Consider the following 19,207-nt stretch of genomic DNA (forward strand, 5'->3'; position numbering starts at 1 on the left):
GCTGCGCGCGGTGGGGCCGAGGAAGTGCCAAGAGTGACAACTCGGCTTCGGTACAGGGACGTTGGGTGGAAGCGCGGCGCGCCGGGGGATCCTTCCGATGACGGGGGCGGGAGGGGGGCCGGGGTGCGGGCGATCGTGAGGATCGTGGTGGCGGCGGTGGCGATCGGTCTGCTGCTGGGCGGGGCGGGGAGCGTGCTGGTGTGGGCGTTCGCCGACGGCTTCGACCCGTTCGTGCGGTCGGTGCAGGAGCACTGGTCGCTGATCTGGCGACGCGGTGAGCACTAGGCACTCCAGGCGGAGCGACCGCCCAGGCCTCACCCAGCTGCCGGATTGACAATCGCCCTTGCCGTACCGGCAAATGGCAGGCATGGCCGACGAAGAGTTCGAGAACGTCCTCACCACGGTGGGCCCCCGGTTGCGGGCCCTGCGCCGGGAGCGCGGCACCACGCTCGCCAAGCTGGCCGCCGCGACCGGCATCTCGCTCAGCACCCTGTCCCGGCTGGAGTCCGGCCAGCGCAAGCCGACCCTGGAGCTGCTGCTACCGCTGGCCCGGGAGTACCGGGTGCCATTGGACGAGCTGGTCGGGGCCCCGGCCACCGGCGACCCGCGGATCCACCCGCGCCCGGTGACGAGGAACGGCCAGACGATCATCCCGCTCACCCGCCACCTGGGCGGGATGCACGCCTTCAAGCACATCGTGCCGCCGGGCCGGAACACCGAGCCCGAGCCGGAGTTGAAGGTCCACGAGGGCTACGAGTGGCTGTACGTGCTGTCCGGTCGGCTGCGGCTGGTGCTCGGGTCGCGCGACCTGGTGCTGACGGCAGGTGAGGCCGCCGAGTTCGACACCCGCACCCCGCACGCCTTCGGCAACGCCGGCCCGCAGCCGGTGGAGTTCCTCAGCCTGTTCGGCCCGCAGGGCGAGCGCATGCACGTCAGGGCGCGCCCGGGAACCTCTGTTCGGTAGGTTCGTTCCTGACAGGGGGTCTTCGTTGTGGCTCCCGTCAGGCCGTCGGGAGGGGCCGAGGAAATGAGTGTGCAGCAGAGCGCGGAGTCCGGCGAGAGCGGCGGAGCCGGGGAGCGCGACGGGGCCGAGGACGGCAGTACCGATGCGGTCGCGGGCGGGGGTACCGGCACGGAGGAGGCGCCGGGCCGGGAGGCGGGGCGTCCGCGCAAGAAGCGCCCGTTCTGGCAGGAGCTGCCGATCCTGCTGGTGATCGCCCTGCTGCTGTCGCTCGGCATCAAGACCTTCTTCGTGCAGGCGTTCTCCATCCCCTCGGGTTCGATGGAGCAGACCCTGGCGATCGGCGACCGGGTGCTGGTCGACAAGCTCACCCCGTGGTTCGGCGCGAAGCCCGAGCGCGGTGAGGTGGTGGTCTTCCGTGACCCGGGCGGCTGGCTGGAGGGTGCGCCGACGGCTTCCGGTGACGGTGTCATGGGCACGGTCCAGAAGGCGCTGAGCACCGTCGGCCTGATGCCCTCGGCGGACGAGAAGGACCTGATCAAGCGGGTGATCGCGGTCGGCGGGGACACCGTCCAGTGCGAGGCGGGCGGCCCGGTGAAGGTGAACGGCGTCGCGCTGGACGAGCCGTACCTGTTCCCCGGCGCGACGCCCTGCGACAACGACCCGATCGGCACCGTCACCGTGCCCGAGGACAAGCTCTGGGTGATGGGCGACCACCGCAACAACTCGCGGGACTCCCGCTGGCACCACAACGAGACCGGGGACGGCTTCGTGCCGGTGGACAACGTCGTCGGCCGGGCGTTCGTGGTGGCGTGGCCGCTGTCGAACTGGTCCACGCTGCCGGTGCCGGACACCTTCGACAAGGTGCCGTCGGGGGCGGCGGGGTCGACCGGGGCCCCGGTCGAGTCGCCGGCCGCGCCGGAGGCGCTCGCGCTGGCCGGGGTCGTGCCGGTGGCGCTGTGGCGGCGTCGGCGGCGGCTTCGGAGCCCGCTGCGCAGGGGCGGCCGGGCCTGACCGGCACGACCTGACCGGCACGACCTGACCGGTGGGGCCGGGCCGGGTCGGTCGGCCCGGTCGGGGCTGATCGGTCGGGCTGATCGGCTTCGGCGGAACTTCCTCCCATCGTTCTCTACACGCCTGTAGAGTTCAGGAGGTGAGCTGCAGCTCCGGCCGCGGCGGCCGCACCGGGTGGCCGCCGCGGCCGAGGCCGGGTCGGGAGGCGGAGCCGTGATGGAGAGTCAGTGCGGTCCTCGGGGCGCCGCAGAGCCGGCGGACCCGGCGGACCGCGACGTCCAGTGGGTCTACCAGCCGGTCGAGGTGGATCTCGGCGACGGCGCGTGGGCGCTCGGCCGGATCAGCGGCTGGTGGCAGGACGCGGCCGGCCGGCGCTGGTGCCGACTGCGGGTCGGCCGCAGCGGGCAGCCCGCGTACTGGGAGCGGTTCGATCCCGCACGGGTGCTGCTGCTGCCGGTCTCCGGGCTCTGAGCAGCTCCTTCGCCCACGCTCGGCGGAACCGTCGGACGGGTCCTGTCGTCCCTGCGAGCAACTGTCGACATGCCACTTCAGCGACCGGGGACGACGTGACTTCGGAGATCTACTTCAGCAGCAACCACCGCGACCTGTGCGAGCAGCACGGCACCGGTGCGGGCTTCCAGTTCGAGTTCTACTGCTACCGCTGCTCGGACACCTGGCGCTCGCCGTTCGAGGCGTTCCGGACCGGTCAGGTGGCGGGTTGGATAGGCAAGGGCGTCAGCGCGGCCTGGAACCTCATCGGCGGCAACGCCAACACCATCAGCAACGCCGCCGAGGGCCTGGCCGGCCAGACCTGGGGCACCTCGCGGGACGCCGCCTTCCAGCGCGCGATCGCCGACGCCCAGACGCACTTCAACCGTTGCGCCCGGTGCACCCACTACGTCTGCGGCCGCTGCTTCAACCCGGCCCAGGGCCTCTGCTTCACCTGCGCCCCGGACACCGCGGCCGAGGCGCTGGCGGCACAGCAGCGCGGCCTCAACGACTCGGTCGCCGAGCGCGCGTACAAGGCGGGGCAGCAGTCGGGCGCCGCCTTCGACGTCAACACGCCGCGCCAGCTGGTCTGTCCGCAGTGCCACGCCGAGACGCACGGCACGGCGTTCTGCCCGGGCTGCGGCCACCGGCTGGCGCAGTCCGTCCAGTGCACGAGCTGCCACAAGGACGTCCCGGACGGTGCCGCCTTCTGCCCGTCCTGCGGGACGAGGCGCTGACACCCTGCGGTCCTGGGGAAGGAGACGGCGGGGCGCCCCGGGGCTGGTGGTCCGGGGGCGCCCCGCCGTCGACCGCAGGAGTGGGCCGCCGCTCAGCCGTACGAGACGTTGGCGCAGGGGTCGTCGTCGGCGGGACTTGACCTGCTTGATGAGGGAGGAGAGGAAGGCCTGCTGGCGCTTGGTGCGGCCGATGTCGGAGCCGTCGCCGAGCCGTGCCGGACCCGGACGTAGTCGAGCGCGGCCTGGCCCTCCACCTTCTGCTTGCCGATCGCGGTGTCGGACCGGGCGCCGCCGTCCCCGCCGCCGCCCAGGTCGTTGTTGCCGTTGCCGCGGCTGTCCGAGCCGATCAGCAGGACGTTCACCGGGGTTCGGCCCTGGGCGTCCGGGGCCGCGGCCTCCGGGCGGTCCGTAGGTAAACTTTTACATCGCTGTAGAAATTCAGTGGAGCATACTAGGCGCGGATGAGAAGAACAGCTGGTCAGACCATGAGAAATTGCTGTGGCCAGGCTCGTCCGCACTGCCCGAAACACGTACGAGGAGCACGATGACTCACCGGATCGCACGTTCGATAGCCGGCGCCCTGGTGGCACTGCTGGCCGCCGTCGGCCTCACCACCGCGGCATCGAGCGCGGCGGCGGTTGCCGCACCCCGGACCGCCGCGGCCGCGAGTGCCGGCCCGGGCGCACCGGTGGCCCAGTCGGTCGCCGTGCCCGTCGCCGCGTCCGTCGCCTCCTCCGTCGCCTCGTCGAGCAGCGACTCCGCGCACCTCGCGGCCAAGGATGAGAAGAAGAAGAAGGGCTTCTTCGCCAAGCTGGGCAAGTTCCTGCTGGTCGTCATCATCCTGGTCATCCTGTTCTTCGTGCTGCTGATCGTCGGGATCATCTACGCCGCGAAGCGGATCTTCGGCCGCCGCAAGTAGGCGGACGGGCCTGCCGGTCCGGGCGGCGGCATCGGAACGACCCCCGGGGCAGGCCACTTGGGTGAGATTGGCCCTGTCCGGGGTGCGGGGGACCGCCCGAGGATGGCCGGCATGAGCGACTACCACGTGAACTCCGAGGCGCTGCGCCCGGAAAGCCGGATCGTCCACCCGCGGCTCGCCGAGGTCGTCGGCAGCAGTCCGATGGGCATCCCCCTGCACCAGGGCCATGTGTTCGCCGTCGAGACCAGCGACACGCTCGTCCAGGCCCGCGGCGGACCGGACGGCGCGTTCTTCTACAACCGCTACGGCAACCCGACCGTCCGCTCGCTGGAGGACGCCGTCGCCGACCTCGAAGGTGGCGTCGGCGCCCTCGCCGCCGGCTCCGGCATGGGCGCGATCAACACCGCGCTGCTGGGCCTGCTGCGCGCCGGCGACCACGTGATCGCCCAACGCAGTCTGTACGGCGGCACGTTCAGCCTGCTGGCTGACCTCGCCGAGCGCCGGGGCATCATGGTCACCCACGTCGGCGGCGACGACCCGGCGGAGGTCGAGGCGGCCCTGCGGCCCCAGACCCGGGTGCTGTACCTGGAGACCGTCTCCAACCCGACCACCCGGGTCACCGACCTGCCCGGGCTGATCGCCGTCGCCAAGCGGGCGGGGGTGGTGAGCGTGGTCGACAACACCTTCGCCCCGCTCCTGTGCCGGCCGGTCGAGCACGGCGCGGACATCGTGATCCACTCCGCGACCAAGTACCTGGGCGGGCACTCGGACGTCATGGCCGGGATCGCCGTCTTCGCCGACGCCGAACTGCACCGCAAGGTCTGGCAGTACTCGCTCGAACTCGGCGCCACGGTCGACCCGTTCGCCGCCTGGCTGACCCTTCGAGGGCTGCAGACCCTCGCCCTGCGGGTCCGCCGCCACTGCGACAGCGCCCTCGACCTGGCCGGCCGCCTCGCCGACCACCCCGCGGTCGCCGCCGTCCACTACCCGGGCCTGCCCACCCACCCTGACCACGAGCTCGCCCGCCGCCTCCTCCCCGAGGGCCACGGCGGTGTCCTAGCCTTCGATCTCGCCGGCGGCCGCGAAGCGGCCCGTGCCTTCACCGAGTCCGTGCGCCTCGCCTCGCTGGCGCCGTCGCTGGGCGTGGTGCACAGCCTGGTCCTGCACCCGGCGAGCACCACCCACCGGCAGCTGTCGGACGAGGAGTTGGCGGCGGCGGGGATCGGCGCCGGGCTGGTGCGGATGTCGGTGGGCATCGAGCACCCGGAGGACATCTGGGCGGACGTGGAGCAGGCGCTGGCGAAGGCGTGAGCCCCGCGGCGGCGCTGCCGGTGCGGGGGGCGGCCGGTCGGTCACCGTGGTCTGGCCCGGGCGGCGAGGAGGGCGATGTCGTCCTCGGCGGCGGGCGCCGGGGGGCACGAGGGCGTGGAGGACGGCGTCGAGGAGGTCGTCGGCGGCAGGTGGCCCGCGCTCGAGAGGGTTCAGCGGTGGCGGCCCGGGTCGGCGAGGGCGAGCAGGCAGGTCGCGGGGCGGGCGGAGTCGTCGGCGGAGATGGTGGTGTCGAGCTGGCGCGGGATCCGGTGCGGGGGCAGGTCCATCCCGGCGATGTCGCGCAGGTCGGAGCGGTAGTGGCTCATGTCGACGGCGGCCTCGACGCCGTGCCCCATGACGTCGCCCATCGCGAGCAGGGTGCGGCCGAACGGCAGATGATCACCGGTCATACTTGGGCGGCGGCGCCCGACACCGGACACCGGACACCGGACACCGCAGACCGTGCCGGAACCGTACGGGCCCGGCGCCGGACCCGTACGAGAGCAGTGCCGGACCCACGCCCGAGATGCCGTGAGCACCAGACCCGGAGGAACCGATGAGCACCCACCAGCCGACCAGTCGCCCGGCGGCCGCGGCCCCCGCGGTGCCCTGGAACCGGCAGCGGCTGCGCAGCAACAACGAGTGGCTGCTGCTGGAGCTGCTGCGCACCGGCGGTGGCTCCTCGCGCGCCCAGCTGGCCCGGGACACCGGCCTGTCCAAGCCGACCGTCTCGGCCGCACTGGCCGACCTCGAGCAGGCCGGGCTGGTCCGCGAGGCCGGGCGGGTCGCCCCCGAGCGCGGCCGCACCGCCGTGCTGTACGAGGTGGACCCGACGGCCGGGCACGTGCTCGGCGTGGACATCGGCCGGGCCCGGCTGCGGGTGGCCGTCGCGGACCTCGCCGGGACGGTCGTCGCCCGCCGGGACGTGGCCAACCGGGGCCGTTCGGCGAACGCCGTCGCGGACGCCGTGGTCGCCGCCGCGCACGAGGCGATCGCCGAGGCGGGGCTGGCGGGCAGCGACATCGTGCACGCGGTCATCGGCACCCCGGGCGTGTGGGACGAGGAGCGGCGCGGGGTGCGCTACGCCTCCAGCCTGCCCGGCTGGGGCCGGCCGGGGCTGTTCGACCGGATCGGGGAGGGGCTCGGCACGACCGTGTCGGTGGCCAACGACGCCAACCTGGCCGCGCTCGGCGAGTACACCCTGGGCGCCGGGCGGGGCAGCCGGATGTTCGCCTACCTGCTGGTCGGCACCGGTCTCGGGCTGGGCGTGGTGAAGGACGGCGAGCTGCTGCTCGGCGCGCACGGCGCGCTGGGCGAGATCGGCCTGGTGCCGCTGGCCGCCCGCCCCGAGGAGCCGGTGGCGACCATCGAGCAGGAGGCCGCCGCGGACGCCGTGGTGCGCACCGCCCGGGACTTCGGGCTGGGCGGGAAGGGCGCGGCCCGGCAGCTGACGGCGAAGCAGGTCTTCGAGCGGGCCCGGGCCGGGGAGCCCGCGGCGCTCCGGGCGGTGGAGCGGGAGGCCGAGCAACTCGCGTACGCCGTCGCCGTGTTGTCCGCCCTGCTGGACCCGGACCTGGTGGTGCTCGGGGGTGGGATCGGCAGCAGCGCGGACCTGCTCCTGGAACCGGTCGAGCAGGCCCTGCACCGGCTCGCCCCGATGCGTCCGACGCTCGCGCCGAGCCTCCTGGGGGAGGAGGCGGTGCTCTTGGGCGCGGTCGCCACGGCGTTGGAGAGCGCCCGTCCCGAGGTGTTCGAGCGCCGGACGGCGGGGTTGCGCTGACGGTGGGGCTGCCCCGGAGCGCGGGGTCTGCGCTGGTGGGCGGTGGGCGCGCCGCAGTGTGACGGTGGCCGGGAGGACGGCGACGCTGGGTAGTCGCCAGATCTCGATCCGGCGACGAGTGGGGAAACGGTGCGCAGGCCGTGTGGGGCGGCTGCTTGAATCGCACGACTCATCCAAACGGAACGGAGCGTTCTCCTCCATGGCTTCACGGATATCCGGGCGTCGCCGGGCCGGTCTGGCCGGATTCGCCGGACTCGTCCTCACCGTCGGTCTGGCACTGACCGGTTGTGACCCGTCGGCCACGCCGACCGCCCCCGCCACCACCGCGGCGCCCGCACCGCCGGCCACCCCCACGGCGACGGCCCCGACCGCGTCCGCCCCGCCGGTCACGCCTCCGGCCGCCGCCGCGCCCTCGGCGCCGCCCGTCGCCCCGTCGCAGCCGCCGGCGCCCACGGCCGCCCCGCAGCCGAAGGTGACCACCGCGCAGCCGCCGGCCGACCCGCAGCCGGAGCACACCGCGGCGGCGGCCGGCGGCGGCTGCGAGATCCGGTCGGCTGCCGGAAACTGCTACGAGGCCGGGCAGTTCTGCCGCAACGCCGACCTGGGGAAGAGCACGCACGACGCGAGCGGCCGGGTGATCTACTGCCGGATGGTCAGCGGCAAGCCGCACTGGCAGGCCTGAGGCGGGACGGGTCGCCCGGGAGGGCGGCTCGGACGTCAGGGGTCGAGCACGCCCAGGGTGTCCCAGAACAGGCGCTCGTAGGACTGGAGCAGCAGCCCGTACTCGCGCGCGGCGGCCAGGGTCGGCTCGTCCAGTCGGCCCGGTCCGAGCGCGTCGGCGGCCTGCTGCTCCAGCTCTGTCGCGGGCTGGGCGAAGAAGTCGAAGAAGGCGCAGGCCTCGTCGGAGTAGCCGTAGTGGCGGCGCAGCGCCTGCGCGACGACCGCGCAGTAGCCGCCCCAGGCCGCGAAGTTGGCGACCAGGGCGGCGGCTGCGGCGGTGGGTTCGCTGTTCAGGGCGAGCCAGGCCAGGTAGGCGGGGTAGGCCTGGCAGCCGGGCAGCGGCGGGCGGGCCTCCGGTGCGGCGGGGTCGAGGCCACCGGCGGCGGCGAGTGCGGGCAGGGTGCGCAGCGCGGCGCTCTCGCCTTCGGCGAGGGTGGCGAACCAGGCGCCGACCGGGCGGTCCGCGCAGCGGGTCGCGAGCAGCAGCAGGCTGCGCCGGTCGGAGCGGATGATCCGGTGCTGCTGGGCGGCGAGTTCGGCCAGGGCCGAGCGCGGGGCGGTGCCGGCGGCCAGCATCGTGACCAGTGCGGGGGCGGCGTCGCCGGGTGCCAACTCGGCGCGCAGCTGTTGGATCTGGTCGAGGATCGGGTGGTTCACCGGTGCCTCCGGGGTGCGGTTCGGTCCGGTGCCCATTCCTACCGCCTGGCGGCGTCCGGTCGGCGGCGACAGGCCGGGTGGTGGTGCCGGGCCTGGTCTGGTGCTGGTCAGCGCTGCGGGCCGGGCGGGGTGGTGGCCGGCGAGCCCGTGTTGGTCGCGGTGCCGCTCGGGTCGGGCTTGGGTGCCGGGTCGGGGATGTCGGCCATCGGGAGGGACTGCTTGGGCGTGCCGCGCAGGGCCTGGTTCATGGCGTCCCGCCAGATCGGTCCGGGGCCGTCGGCGCCGAACACCTCCGTGCGGTGCTTCCCGTTGATGGTGATGTCGCGCATCTCGACGCCGCCCGCGGGGCCGCCGAGCCAGACGGCGGTGGCGAGTTGCGGGGTGTAGCCGTTGAACCAGGCGGCCTTCTTGTGGTCCGAGGTGCCGGTCTTGCCGGCGATCTGCCGGTTGTCCTCCAAGCTGAGCGCCGCGCCGGTGCCGTTGTTCTCGGTCACGCCGTTCAGAACGGTGTTCAGGGCTCGTGCCGTCGACTCGGAGAACGCCTTCTCGCAGTGCCCGGCCGGGGCGGGGACGTCCTTGCCGTCCACGGTGGTGATCCGGTTGATGGCGATCGGGGCGCAGTGCGTGCCTTGGGCGGCGAAGGTCGCGTACACGTTGGCCATCGTCAGCGGGCTCATCTCCTCGACGCCCAGGGCCATCGCGGGGACTTCTTCCAGGGGCTTGCCGCTGGCCTTGGTGGTGATGCCGAGCTTGTTGGCCATCTGCTTGACCGCGCAGAGGCCGATCTCCTGCTCCATCTGCACGAAGTAGGTGTTGACCGAGAGAGCCATCGCCGTCTTCAGCTGGTAGGGGCCCTTCTCGTTCGGATTCTCGTTGGGCACCACCGTCTTGGGCCGGGCCTCGTTCTTCCAGGTCCCCTCGCAGGTCTTCATCGTCGGGTACTCGAGCTTGTTCGGGGACGGGTACTCCTGGGTCGGGGACAGGCCCGCCTCCAGTGCCGCGGCGGCGACGACCGGCTTGAACGTGGAGCCGGGCTGGAAGCCGTTGCCGCCGCCCATCGCCACGTCGACGTTGAGGTTGACGACGGTCTGGTTCTTCTCCTTCACCAGACCGTAGGGGCGGGTCTGGGCCATGGCGAGGATCTTGCCGGTGCCGGGCTCGATCATGGTGGCGGCCGCGGAGACGCTGTCGGTGACCCGTACGTTGGTGCTCACCGCGTTCTGGGCGGCGGCCTGCTTGTCCGGGTCCAGCGTGGTGTGGATGTTCAGACCGCCGGTGTCCCAGAACTTCTTGCGCTCCTCGGCGCTCTTGCCGAACGCCGGGTCCTGCTTGACGACGTGGCGGACGTAGTCGCAGAAGAAGCCCATCCCGGCCTGGGCGGTGATGCAGCCGTTCTGCGGCTCCTTGAAGTTCAGGCCCAGCGGGGCGGCCTTCGCCTCCGCGGCCTGCTCCGCGGTGATGTGCTTGTTCTCCAGCATCTTGCCGATCACCACGTCACGGCGGTTCTGCGTGGCCTGCGGATGCAGCTTCGGGTCGTAGGACGACGGGTTCTGCACCAGCCCGGCGAGGGTAGCGGCCTCGGCGACGGTCAGGTCCTTGTTGCTCTTGCTGAAGTAGCGCTGGGAGGCGGCCTCCACGCCGTAGGCGCCGTTCCCGTAGTACGTGATGTTGAGGTAGTTGGTGAGGATCTGATCCTTGCTCAGGTCCTCCTCCAGCTTGATCGCGACCTTGAGCTCCTGGATCTTGCGGCCCAGGGTCTTGCGCTGGGCCTCCAGGACGGCGTCCTTGTTCTCGCCGGCCTTCTCCACGTTGACGTTCTTCACGTACTGCTGGGTCAGCGTCGAGGCGCCCTGCGAGGCGGTGCCGCTCTCGGCGTTCTTGCTGACCGCGCGGAGGACGCCCTTGAGGTCGACGGCGCCGTGCTCGTAGAAGCGGGCGTCCTCGATGTCCACCTGGGCGTGTCGCATGAACGGCGACATCTGGTCGGCGGTGAGGACGGTGCGGTCGCGCTCGTAGACCTTGGCGATCAGGCCGCCCTTGGCGTCGAAGATCTGGGTGGCCTGGGTGAGCGGCGGGGCCTTGAAGTCGTCGGGGATGTCGTCGAAGCCCTCCGCCGTGTCCTTGGCGGTTAACCCGATGGCGCCGACGGCGGGTAGGACGAGACCCGCCAGCAGCACACCGGACACGACACTCACACCCAGGAAGGTCGCACCGGAGCGGGCCAGCCGAAGGGACGCATTGCGGGGCGGGCGGGGATCCGCGCCGTCGGAGGAACTCCATATCGGGGGGAGATTCGATTCCATTCCGGAATGCTAGCCCTTGGACCCCGCCGGTCGAACAGTTTTTCGCGGGTGACTGTCACAGCTGTGCCACAGGTACTGAAAGCCGGCTCGGGAAAAGTCGAATCGCATGCGAACTGAATGGGTGCGACGGAATTCCGCGGTCCGTACCCGATCTTCCCCCGGCCCGCGTGCGGCACCACTCCCCTCGTATGGTCCTGACACCACATGGATGCCGCGAGCGGGCCGAAAGGTTGCATGCGTCCTGACGACTGCTCCCGATCCGGCAACCCGGTGCTCAGGCAGCGAAGCCGCAGAGGGCCGTGAGTGCCGCGTGGACCTCCCGTTCGATCTTGGCGTAGTGCCCGGGCGGGCTGCCGTAGTCGGGGTGGAAACCGGACTCCTCCTCGTGCCCGGTCTCGATGGTGAAGGCGAAGACCGGCGCCCTGGTCGGGTCGTCGAACTGCCGGCGGAAGGCGTAGTCGTCGGTGGTACCGGTGACCGGGCCGCCCAGCGGGTGGTACAGCGACGCGCTCTGCCCGACGTCGTAGGTGGAGTGCGCGCGCTGGACACTCGCCGTGGTGACGGTCGGATCCACCCCGGCGCTGCGCAGGATGGCGTCGCGCATCTCACCGGCGATGGTGCCGAGGGTCTTGCGCACGAAGTGCGGCGGGGAGTCCGTGACGAACTCCTGGTAGTCGGGGCGGCCCGGCGGCAGGGCGGGGCTGCCCGGACGCAGGCCGTCGCGCTTGCCCTTCCAGGCGGGCGAGGAGAAGGTCATGGACGGGTCGCTGCCGTTGTCCTCGATGCCCCAGCAGAGCAGGACCTTGCGGCCGAACTGGTGGACGTCCACGAAGTACGTGGCCCGGGTGTGGTCGATGAGCCACTGCACGTTGGCGGTCTCCGGTTCGGATGCCGCGGACGGTCCCCGGTAGGTCTCCTCCCTGCGGTCCGTGGAGGCCGGTCCGTCCTGGTAGAAGGACAGGTAGACCGCCATGTCGTAGTAGTCCTCGAACTTTCACGCGATGTCGTGGTTGCGGTTGATGTCCACCCCGACCTTGGCCGGGTCGGGATGGAGCCGCCGGTTCTTGCGCCAGCCGGCACCGACCGGGTCGGAGGGCGGGTTCAGCTGGTCGAACAGCCGGCCGTCGGGGTTGATCAGCGGCGCGACGTAGAGCTCGACGCCGTCCAGGATCCGCTGCACCTCGGCGGCCGGGATGGTGAACGGTGGGTAGGTGACCGCCGGCCCGGCCGGGAGCGGCCGGCAGGACACCGCGGGGAAGACGATGTCGGTGCCGGTGGTGCGGCTCACCAGGAGGTTCTGCGCGAAGTGGACCAGCGCGTCCGGCGGCGCGGACTCGCGTGCGTGGACGCCACCGGTCAGCACCACGGCCGGACGGCCGTCGCGCGGTGCGTCCGCGATGCGGACGAAGTGGATCCTCCGGGCCTCGACGCTGAGGTTCGGGAACTCACCGAGCGTGCACAGGGCGGGGAACGTGGCCGCGAGGTCGGCGAGCGCCGCCTCGATCTGGGCCGGGGTCTGCGGCACGGTCGGCGTGGCGTAGGGCGGGGGCATCGCTCACACCTCCCCGCGCTCGGCGTATCCCCGGCCGATCACGGCCGACATCCGGGCGTGGTGCTCGGCGGCGTCCTCGGAGGAGAGCAGCACCGTCACTTCGGCACCCTGCGCAACGGCCGCCTCGACCGCCTGGTCGGACGCGTACGCCGCCACTTTGTACCGGTGGTCGGCGCGGCCCTCCAGGCTCGAACGCACCAGGTGGAGCTCCGGAATGCCCTGCACGGCGCGCAGGACCTCCTCGGAGCCTTCGATCTGAACCAGGCTCACGGCACTCACCACCTCGTCGGCGGTCCCGCTCGACGGCTGCCGTGCGTGGGCGCGGGACCGGGATTGCCCGCCGCGTCCGGCACGGTTCCGGGCCTCGGCCGACCGGAGTCCGGACACCCGGCGTCACCGCTGTTCCGCACCGGTCCGTGTGACGGACGGTGACAATTCCGGAGCACCGGAGCCGGGGTTCCCGCTGTCGGGTGCGGGGAACCCACGCACGCTTTCAGCCTGGCACACCCGGCTCCGGAGGTAAACCGTGGTCCGGGTCAACCGGACGTCCTTCCGGCGGTGTGCCACGGCACGAAGGCGTTCGTCAGGCCCGCGAGCGCCGTGCGCAGCTCCGGGTGGTGGCGCAGCAGCACCGTGACCATGGTGTTGTCGTCGATCCAGGCCATGCCTGCCCTGGAGTAGACCCCGGGGGTGTAGTACTCGGTGAAGAAACGGTCGCTGTTCAGCCGTCGTGACGCCATGAGGACGAAGATGCGGAACGCCGTGTCGCTGAAGGCGAATCCGGCGGGCAGCCTCTCCGCGTACATCCCGACCGTCAGGTCGACCCGCTCGATGTCGCCCTCGTAGAGCCGCTCGATCTCCTCGGCCCACTCCGGGTTGTCCGTCAGCTCCTGGAAGTTCTGCGCGGGCCGCAGCCGCAGCAGCCGCCGGAACTCGTTGTAGCGGGGGACTCCGAGCTCCCTGCTGCGCAGGATGTCGGTGGCGGCGAGGTCCTGAAGGTTCCCGTCGGGGCGCCGGTACTCCTGCAGGAACCTCGGGAAGTTGTGCAGCGTGACCAGGCCCGGGGGAAGCGTGCCGAAGCTGTACAGCAGGTCGGCCGTCCGCATCGTCCCGAGGATCTTCAGCGCATCGGGCCCCGAGATGTCACGGAACGTGCACTGCCGCAGGTCGGCGTCGTCGTCGGCGGAGCGCAGGTGCCAGTCGTCGCGGACCAGGGGGTGCATGCGGTAGACGGCCACGAACTCCTCGGTGAGGGAGTACGGGACGCCGTAGTGGTCCGTGTCGCCCCCGGGAATGCCGCTGACGACCTCGCTGCCGCTGACCCGGCCGAACAGCCTGTGCACGCGTTCGCCCGCGACGCCCCACCAGTTGGCCCGCAGGGCGGCGACGGTGGTGGGGTGGCTGATCACGGCCGGCGTCCACTCCACGGTGTGGATCTTGGCGAGGAGTGCGGCGTTGACGAGCCTGGCCCGCTGGAACAGCTCCTCGTCGTCCCAGGACGGGTAGGCGCCGTGCAGGTGGTCGCAGATCGCGTTGTGCTCCCGGACGAACAGGTCCTGCATCATGGCCAGGCCCAGCCAGAAGCCGGGGAGACGGGAGGGGTCACGGGAAGGATCCGAGGCGAACGGGGTCTGCCCGTTGTCCCACACGTGCAGCCGGCCCAGCTCCCCGGTGCGCAGCAGGCGCTGCTCGGTCGCGTCGGTCCCGTAGATCTGGGAGGCGTCCCACCAGTGGGAGGAGACGTTGACGCGGGTGTCGGGAGTCCCGGCGGGTGCCCGCGGGTCCCGGGTCGGGTCGTCCGGTGTCCGCATGATCCGCATCGGGCGCTCGGGCCACGGGTCGTCGTCCACGAGCGGCACTTCCCAGGGGCGGTCCGTGGGGCTCGTGCCGTGGCTGAACCAGTCTCGGATCATGAACTGCAGCCAGGCGGCGACCAGGGAGTTGACCGACTCGGCCGCGATCAGCTCGTGCCGGGTGAGCAGGGCGCGGCTGACCTCGCGCGGGTTCGGCCTGGACAGGACGGACTCGGCTGTGGCGGGAACGATCCGGTCCAGCGGGATGTTGCGGCCGAAGCGGGTGCCCGCCATGCCCATGCGCGGGTCGCCGAGGTCGTTGTGGCTGCCGTCGGCGGTCCGGTTGACCTTGTGCTTCGCGGACGGGGGTGCGGGGGTGGGCGGATCGACGGTGGGCAGCCCGCCGGTGTCGTGGAGGTTCTGCTGCCGCAGTCTGACCCGCAGCCCGAGGAGGGTCAGCAGGCCCGGGACGACCGGCAGCCTGTCCCAGCCGAGGCGGTGGTCGACGTACTCGGAGGCGCTGGTGACGATCCTCCAGGGGAGGGAGGTGCGGTATCCGCTGCCGGTCCGGACCGGGGAGGGGCGGTGCGAGTCGCGGGGCGTAGTCATGATGACTCCCCGTAGGTGCGGTGACGTTCCGTAGGTGCGGTGACGTTCCGTGGTGCTGCGAACGAGGCGCTGGGTGACCAGCGCGGACCCCATGGCAGGGGTGATTCCTCTGTGGACGCTCGAATTCCACGATAGGAGGGTCGCCGTCCACCCGCGCGCCGGGGTGTCGGGCGCCCCCGTACCGCGCCGCCCGCCCCCGGCCGCGGTACGGCGGGCCCCTTCGAGCCCCTGGCGCGGACCGGTCGGTCAGGCCCCGGCGCAGGCCTTGGTCACGTCGGCGGCGGCGCTGGTGATCGCTCCGAGGTCGGGCTGCTTGTTGGCGGAGACCTTGTCGATGGCGGCGTCGACGGCCTTGGAGAGCTTGTCCGCGGCGGCGTCGAGCTTGTCCCCGCCGTTCTCGCGGATCTTCTTGGCGTCGTCGACGATCTTCTTCAACGCGTTGACGGTGTGTTTGCGCCGTTCCTCGTCGGTGATCTGGCCGACGTTGACCGCCGAGTCCGCGAGGTCCTGGACATCGCCGGCGAGGCTGATCGCGCGCTTTCCGCAGTCGACGGCCTGGTCGGCCTCCTTGCACGCGGCGAGCAACTGGGCCGCGACGAGCACCGCGAGTGCGGTGGCGGCCAGGCGGTACGGCTTCCTTGTCATGTCAGTATCCCTCCCGACATGCAGAACGCCGCTTTGCCGTACGGAGGTTCCGGCGGGACGGGTGAACGGTAGGCAAAGCCTTTGGCTACGCGTGGATGTGACGTTCAGTCAGCTCGCTCGGCCGGGAGCGGCGGACCCGGGTCCGATGAGCTCGGTGCAGGCCTGCCAGGCGGCGGGCGGCAGGAGGTCTCGGGCGCGGGCGAAGAGTTCGTACAGGCCGGGTCCGTAGCGGGCGGCCAGGTCCGCGTTGTGCGTGAGGACGTCGAGCTCGTTGGCGACGGTGATGGCGAGGAAAGCGCGCAGGTCCTCCTCCGGCGGGGTGTGGTCCCGTCCGGAGAACCGGTCGCGGAACAGCGGTGGTTCGGCCACGCCCAGGCGCGGGTAGACGGCGGCCCGGTTGCAGCTCGCGTAGAGGTGGACGAGCGCTTCCGCGCGGGTGCCGACGAGTTCGACCAGGGTCGCGCGCTGGTCGAGCGCCAGCAGAGCGTGGTCGAACCCGTCGGTCCCGTACGCGGCGTGGCAGAGCCCGGCATTCCGGACGGCGGGGTCGCAGCCCCAGTCCGCCAACAGGCCCGCCACCCGGACGAGGTGGGACAGCAGTGTGCCGCCCGGGTGGGGGATCCGGTCGGCCCCGTGGGTGCGGAGGAAGTCCTCGATGCGGTCCCGCCCGGGACCGTTTCGGCGGTGGGTAGCGTCATGCCACGGGTCCTACCCGTTTCCGCCCGCTTCCGCTTCCGCTTCCGCAGACGGGGTCGGTGAGGGTGATGGAGGCGGCGGGGGCGATGGAGGCGGTGGGAGCGACGGGGTCGATGCCCCGGTGCCCGTCACCGCTCGGCGGCCTCCGACAGCTCGGACACCAGCCGGGTGAGGGTCGGCACGGCCACGCCGTGCGCGTCGGCGGCCCGCAGGACGGCGCCGCCGATCGCGTCGAGCTCGGTGGTGCGGCCGGCCTCCACGTCGCGCTGCATCGAGGACTTCATCGTCCCGGGGATGCGGTCGAAGGCGGCGAGCAGCGTCTGCGCGTCGGCCGGGGCGCCGACCGCCCGGGTGACGGCGGTGATCTCGTCCAGCACGGCGAGGAGTTCGGGCCGGTGCTCGGTGCGGACCGTGCCGATCCCGCTCGCGTGGCGGGTGGTGAGCAGGGCGAACGGGGCGAGGAAGGAGAGCTTGCTCCACAGCATCGCCGTCTCGTCCTCGCGCAGCGTCACGGACAGGCCGGTGTGCCGCAGCTGCTCGGCGAACTCCTGGACGGGAGAGGAGGGTTCGGTGGGAGCGGCGAGCTCGACGGTGGCGAAGGGGCTGGTGTGCTCGATCCGCCCGGGCGCCGTCCGGGTGGTCTCGACCCGGATCGTGCCGGCCACGACCCGGGCGGCCGGGTAGCGTTCGCGCAGGACCGTCATGTGGTCCAAGCCGTTGAGCAGCGGCACCACGATCCCCGTGCCGAGCAGCTGCGCGGGCAACCGGTCCAGCGCTGCCGCCAGAGCCGTCTCCTTGACGGTCACGAAGACGGCATCGACTGGCTCGCGCAACTCGGTGGCGGCCTCGACGCGGGCGGTGAACTCGCCGAACTCCCCGCTGCGGACGTGCAGTCCGTCCCGTCCGATGACGGCGGCGGTCTCCTCGCTCGCCAGGCACACGACGCGGTGGCCGTCGCGGGCGAGCAGCCCGCCGATCAGTCCGCCGACGCCGCCCGGTCCGAGGATCGCGACGGTCAGGGGGGTGGTGGTCATGCTGACTCCTGTGGGTGAGAGAGGGGTTGGCAGGGCGGTCACGGGATGTCCCAGTAGAAGCGGCCCTCCAGGCCGTCCGGACCGAGGAAGCGGAAGCCGTCGCCGTGACCGAAGTCGAGGAAGTAGGGATCACCCTCGTCCGGAGCGTCCGTGAGGGCGAAGAAGTACCGCCACGGCGCGGGGACTTCGGCCCGGCCGCTCGGGAAGGACGGGAGACCGCCGACGTGGTCGTGCGCATGGCCGCCGTTCGGGAACCGGACCTCGGGGCCCTCGCCGCGCCAGTACCGCTGGAAGGCGGCCCGCTCGTCCATCGACCGGTCGAGGTCGTCCGGGAGCGGCCGCAGGTCGAGGTGGAACTCGACCGGCGTCTCGGTGCCGTCGGGGTCGCGGCGCCAGAGCGTACGGCCTCGGGTGCCGGGCGGGCCGATCACGGCGAAGGGCGGGACCCGGCCGCCCGGCTGGACGAGCAGCAGGGCGTCGCCGGTGTCAGTGGGTTCGGCGGGTTCGGCGGGTTCCTCGGCTTCGTGGAACGAGACGACGTCGAAGCTGAACGGCTCCTCCCGGCGGGGCTTTCGGCCCGGGGCCGACGGGCGGCGGCGCTGGGCAGGGTGGCGGTAGAGGTGGAGCGGGTCGTGGTGGAGGGTGCCGCGGGTGGGGTCGGGCACCGGCAGGCCCTCGGCGCGCAGCGCCTCGACCAGTTGGTGAGCGGGCCAGCCGAGCAAGTCGATCCCGAGGTAGCCGACCGGGCAGGCGGGCCGCTCGTCGCCCGGGTGGCGGCTGACCGTCACGCTGCGGAGGCGGTCGCGGTCGTCCGAGCACAGGGTGACGCTCACCCCGGGCAGCTGGAAGCCCAGCGCCCAGCGGCAGCCGCAGACGAAGGTGTTCCGCACCCCCTCGGGCAGCAGCTCGCCGTGCGGGGCCAGCAGCGCGCGCACCGCCGCTTCGGTGAGCCCGAAGCGGAGTTCGGGCAGCGGGGCGGGCAGGCGGAGGCCGTGGCCGGGCAGCAGGTCGATGGTCACCTGATCATGATTACCCGTGAGCCGGGCGCAGGGGAGACCGGGGCGGAAAACGGTGGCTCGGTCCGCTCGGGACCGCTGCCCGTCCCGGGTACCGGTACCTACCACCACCTGCGGGGTTCGGTTTTCCGAACCCCGGATTCGGGGGCCAGCACAATCGATCTCCCGGCCCCCGACGCCCACGATGGAGGGCATGAACGGGATGACGACAGCCGCAGCTGCGGCGGCACATGACGGGGTGACGGGCGCGGCCCTGCGCGGGGACGGGCTGCACCGCGAGTACGGGCGCGGCGGCGCGGCGGTCCGGGCGCTGCGCGGGGTGTCCGTGGCGTTCGCGCCGGGGACGTTCACGGCGGTGATGGGGCCCTCGGGCTCGGGCAAGACCACCCTGCTGCACTGTCTGGCCGGGATGGACCGCCCGACCCGGGGCGCCGTGCGGTGGGGCGACACGGAGGTGTCCGGGCTGCCCGAGCGACGGCTGGCCGAGCTGCGCCGCACCCGGGTGGGCTTCGTCTTCCAGGCCTTCAACCTGATGCCGGCGATGACCGTCGCGCAGAACGTCGAGCTGCCCGGGCGGCTGGCCGGGCGGCCGCCGGAGCGGTCCCGGGTGCGGGAGGCGCTGGCCAGGGTGGGGTTGGCCGGGCGCGAGCGGCACCGGCCGGGGGAGCTGTCGGGCGGCCAGCAGCAACGGGTGGCGATCGCGCGGGCGCTGGTCTCCCGGCCGGAGGTGCTGTTCGCCGACGAGCCGACGGGCGCGCTCGACCGGGCGACCGGGCACGACATCCTCGACCTGCTGCGCTCGGGCGTCGACGTCGACGGGCAGACCTGTGTGATGGTCACCCACGACCCGGTGGCCGCCGGGTACGCGGACCGGGTGCTGCTGCTGGCGGACGGTCTGCTGGTGGACGAGCTGGTCAGGCCGACCGCCGCGCAGGTCGGCGAGCGGCTGAGCCGGTTGGGCGGGTGAGTGC

20 protein-coding genes and 1 pseudogene are annotated in these 19,207 nt (G+C 72.5%); 10 read left to right on the forward strand and 11 right to left on the reverse strand.

Annotated features, from left to right (window positions below; translation table 11 throughout):
- The first annotated feature begins 123 nt into the window (after positions 1-123).
- The 5 genes from ACZ3TI_RS07355 to ACZ3TI_RS07375 all read left to right on the forward strand — a co-directional run bounded on the left by ACZ3TI_RS07355 (position 124) and on the right by ACZ3TI_RS07375 (position 3,201).
- Positions 124-285: a hypothetical protein gene (locus ACZ3TI_RS07355; protein ID WP_465724377.1), complete on the forward strand. Its 162-nt coding sequence runs from the start codon at positions 124-126 to the stop codon at positions 283-285.
- 82 nt (positions 286-367) lie between these two features.
- A complete protein-coding gene (locus ACZ3TI_RS07360) occupies positions 368-964 on the forward strand; it encodes a helix-turn-helix domain-containing protein (RefSeq protein WP_350522648.1) in 597 nt (198 codons plus the stop codon).
- A 63-nt stretch (positions 965-1,027) separates the two neighbouring features.
- Positions 1,028-1,975: a signal peptidase I gene (lepB, locus tag ACZ3TI_RS07365; protein ID WP_465724378.1), complete on the forward strand. Its 948-nt coding sequence runs from the start codon at positions 1,028-1,030 to the stop codon at positions 1,973-1,975.
- Between the two features lie 213 nt (positions 1,976-2,188).
- The gene (locus ACZ3TI_RS07370) at positions 2,189-2,446 is read left to right on the forward strand and encodes a hypothetical protein (RefSeq protein ID WP_465724380.1); all 258 of its coding nucleotides are present in this window, start codon (positions 2,189-2,191) and stop codon (positions 2,444-2,446) included.
- 95 nt (positions 2,447-2,541) lie between these two features.
- Positions 2,542-3,201, forward strand: a complete 660-nt coding sequence (locus tag ACZ3TI_RS07375; protein WP_465724382.1) for a double zinc ribbon domain-containing protein — start codon at positions 2,542-2,544, stop codon at positions 3,199-3,201.
- A gap of 92 nt (positions 3,202-3,293) precedes the next feature.
- Here ACZ3TI_RS07375 and ACZ3TI_RS07380 read toward each other — a convergent pair whose 3' ends face one another.
- Positions 3,294-3,563 (reverse strand): hypothetical protein, encoded by a 270-nt coding sequence (locus tag ACZ3TI_RS07380; RefSeq protein ID WP_465724384.1) that lies wholly within the window; start codon positions 3,561-3,563, stop codon positions 3,294-3,296.
- A gap of 182 nt (positions 3,564-3,745) precedes the next feature.
- Here ACZ3TI_RS07380 and ACZ3TI_RS07385 point away from each other — a divergent pair, with 182 nt between their 5' ends.
- The gene (locus ACZ3TI_RS07385) at positions 3,746-4,120 is read left to right on the forward strand and encodes a hypothetical protein (RefSeq protein ID WP_465724386.1); all 375 of its coding nucleotides are present in this window, start codon (positions 3,746-3,748) and stop codon (positions 4,118-4,120) included.
- 111 nt (positions 4,121-4,231) lie between these two features.
- The gene (locus tag ACZ3TI_RS07390) at positions 4,232-5,431 is read left to right on the forward strand and encodes a trans-sulfuration enzyme family protein (protein WP_465724388.1); all 1,200 of its coding nucleotides are present in this window, start codon (positions 4,232-4,234) and stop codon (positions 5,429-5,431) included.
- A 170-nt stretch (positions 5,432-5,601) separates the two neighbouring features.
- On the opposite strand, the gene ACZ3TI_RS07395 is transcribed toward ACZ3TI_RS07390, so the two are convergent.
- The gene (locus tag ACZ3TI_RS07395; RefSeq protein WP_465724390.1) at positions 5,602-5,841 is read right to left on the reverse strand and encodes a SpoIIE family protein phosphatase; all 240 of its coding nucleotides are present in this window, start codon (positions 5,839-5,841) and stop codon (positions 5,602-5,604) included.
- A gap of 146 nt (positions 5,842-5,987) precedes the next feature.
- Between ACZ3TI_RS07395 and ACZ3TI_RS07400 the strand changes: the two genes are divergently transcribed.
- On the forward strand, positions 5,988-7,211 hold the full coding sequence (locus tag ACZ3TI_RS07400; protein ID WP_465724392.1) for an ROK family transcriptional regulator: 1,224 nt from the start codon (positions 5,988-5,990) through the stop codon (positions 7,209-7,211).
- A gap of 199 nt (positions 7,212-7,410) precedes the next feature.
- On the forward strand, positions 7,411-7,893 hold the full coding sequence (locus ACZ3TI_RS07405) for a hypothetical protein (RefSeq protein ID WP_465724394.1): 483 nt from the start codon (positions 7,411-7,413) through the stop codon (positions 7,891-7,893).
- A gap of 35 nt (positions 7,894-7,928) precedes the next feature.
- On the opposite strand, the gene ACZ3TI_RS07410 is transcribed toward ACZ3TI_RS07405, so the two are convergent.
- From ACZ3TI_RS07410 to ACZ3TI_RS07450, 9 genes and pseudogenes are all read right to left on the reverse strand, one after another.
- The gene (locus ACZ3TI_RS07410) at positions 7,929-8,624 is read right to left on the reverse strand and encodes a thiaminase II/PqqC family protein (protein ID WP_465724396.1); all 696 of its coding nucleotides are present in this window, start codon (positions 8,622-8,624) and stop codon (positions 7,929-7,931) included.
- 71 nt (positions 8,625-8,695) lie between these two features.
- Positions 8,696-10,783, reverse strand: coding sequence for a transglycosylase domain-containing protein (locus tag ACZ3TI_RS07415; protein WP_465724398.1), 2,088 nt, complete (start codon positions 10,781-10,783; stop codon positions 8,696-8,698).
- A gap of 382 nt (positions 10,784-11,165) precedes the next feature.
- Positions 11,166-12,443: pseudogene (locus ACZ3TI_RS07420) on the reverse strand (M14 family zinc carboxypeptidase).
- Positions 12,444-12,446: 3 nt separating this feature from the next.
- Entirely contained in the window at positions 12,447-12,713 is a 267-nt protein-coding gene (locus ACZ3TI_RS07425) for a hypothetical protein (protein ID WP_465724400.1), read from the reverse strand.
- Between the two features lie 266 nt (positions 12,714-12,979).
- A complete protein-coding gene (locus ACZ3TI_RS07430; RefSeq protein ID WP_465724402.1) occupies positions 12,980-14,845 on the reverse strand; it encodes a peroxidase family protein in 1,866 nt (621 codons plus the stop codon).
- Positions 14,846-15,091: 246 nt separating this feature from the next.
- Positions 15,092-15,490: a hypothetical protein gene (locus tag ACZ3TI_RS07435; protein WP_465724404.1), complete on the reverse strand. Its 399-nt coding sequence runs from the start codon at positions 15,488-15,490 to the stop codon at positions 15,092-15,094.
- Between the two features lie 108 nt (positions 15,491-15,598).
- Positions 15,599-16,147: a DUF6817 domain-containing protein gene (locus ACZ3TI_RS07440; RefSeq protein WP_465724899.1), complete on the reverse strand. Its 549-nt coding sequence runs from the start codon at positions 16,145-16,147 to the stop codon at positions 15,599-15,601.
- 167 nt (positions 16,148-16,314) lie between these two features.
- Positions 16,315-17,220, reverse strand: a complete 906-nt coding sequence (locus ACZ3TI_RS07445; RefSeq protein WP_465724406.1) for a ketopantoate reductase family protein — start codon at positions 17,218-17,220, stop codon at positions 16,315-16,317.
- 38 nt (positions 17,221-17,258) lie between these two features.
- A complete protein-coding gene (locus ACZ3TI_RS07450) occupies positions 17,259-18,239 on the reverse strand; it encodes a hypothetical protein (protein WP_465724408.1) in 981 nt (326 codons plus the stop codon).
- A 199-nt stretch (positions 18,240-18,438) separates the two neighbouring features.
- Here ACZ3TI_RS07450 and ACZ3TI_RS07455 point away from each other — a divergent pair, with 199 nt between their 5' ends.
- Positions 18,439-19,203 carry an ABC transporter ATP-binding protein gene (locus tag ACZ3TI_RS07455; RefSeq protein ID WP_465724901.1) on the forward strand — a complete coding sequence of 255 codons (765 nt, stop codon included), beginning with the start codon at positions 18,439-18,441 and terminating at the stop codon, positions 19,201-19,203.
- Positions 19,204-19,207 lie beyond the last annotated feature (4 nt).

The organism is Kitasatospora sp. NPDC023120 (genome assembly GCF_055560835.1).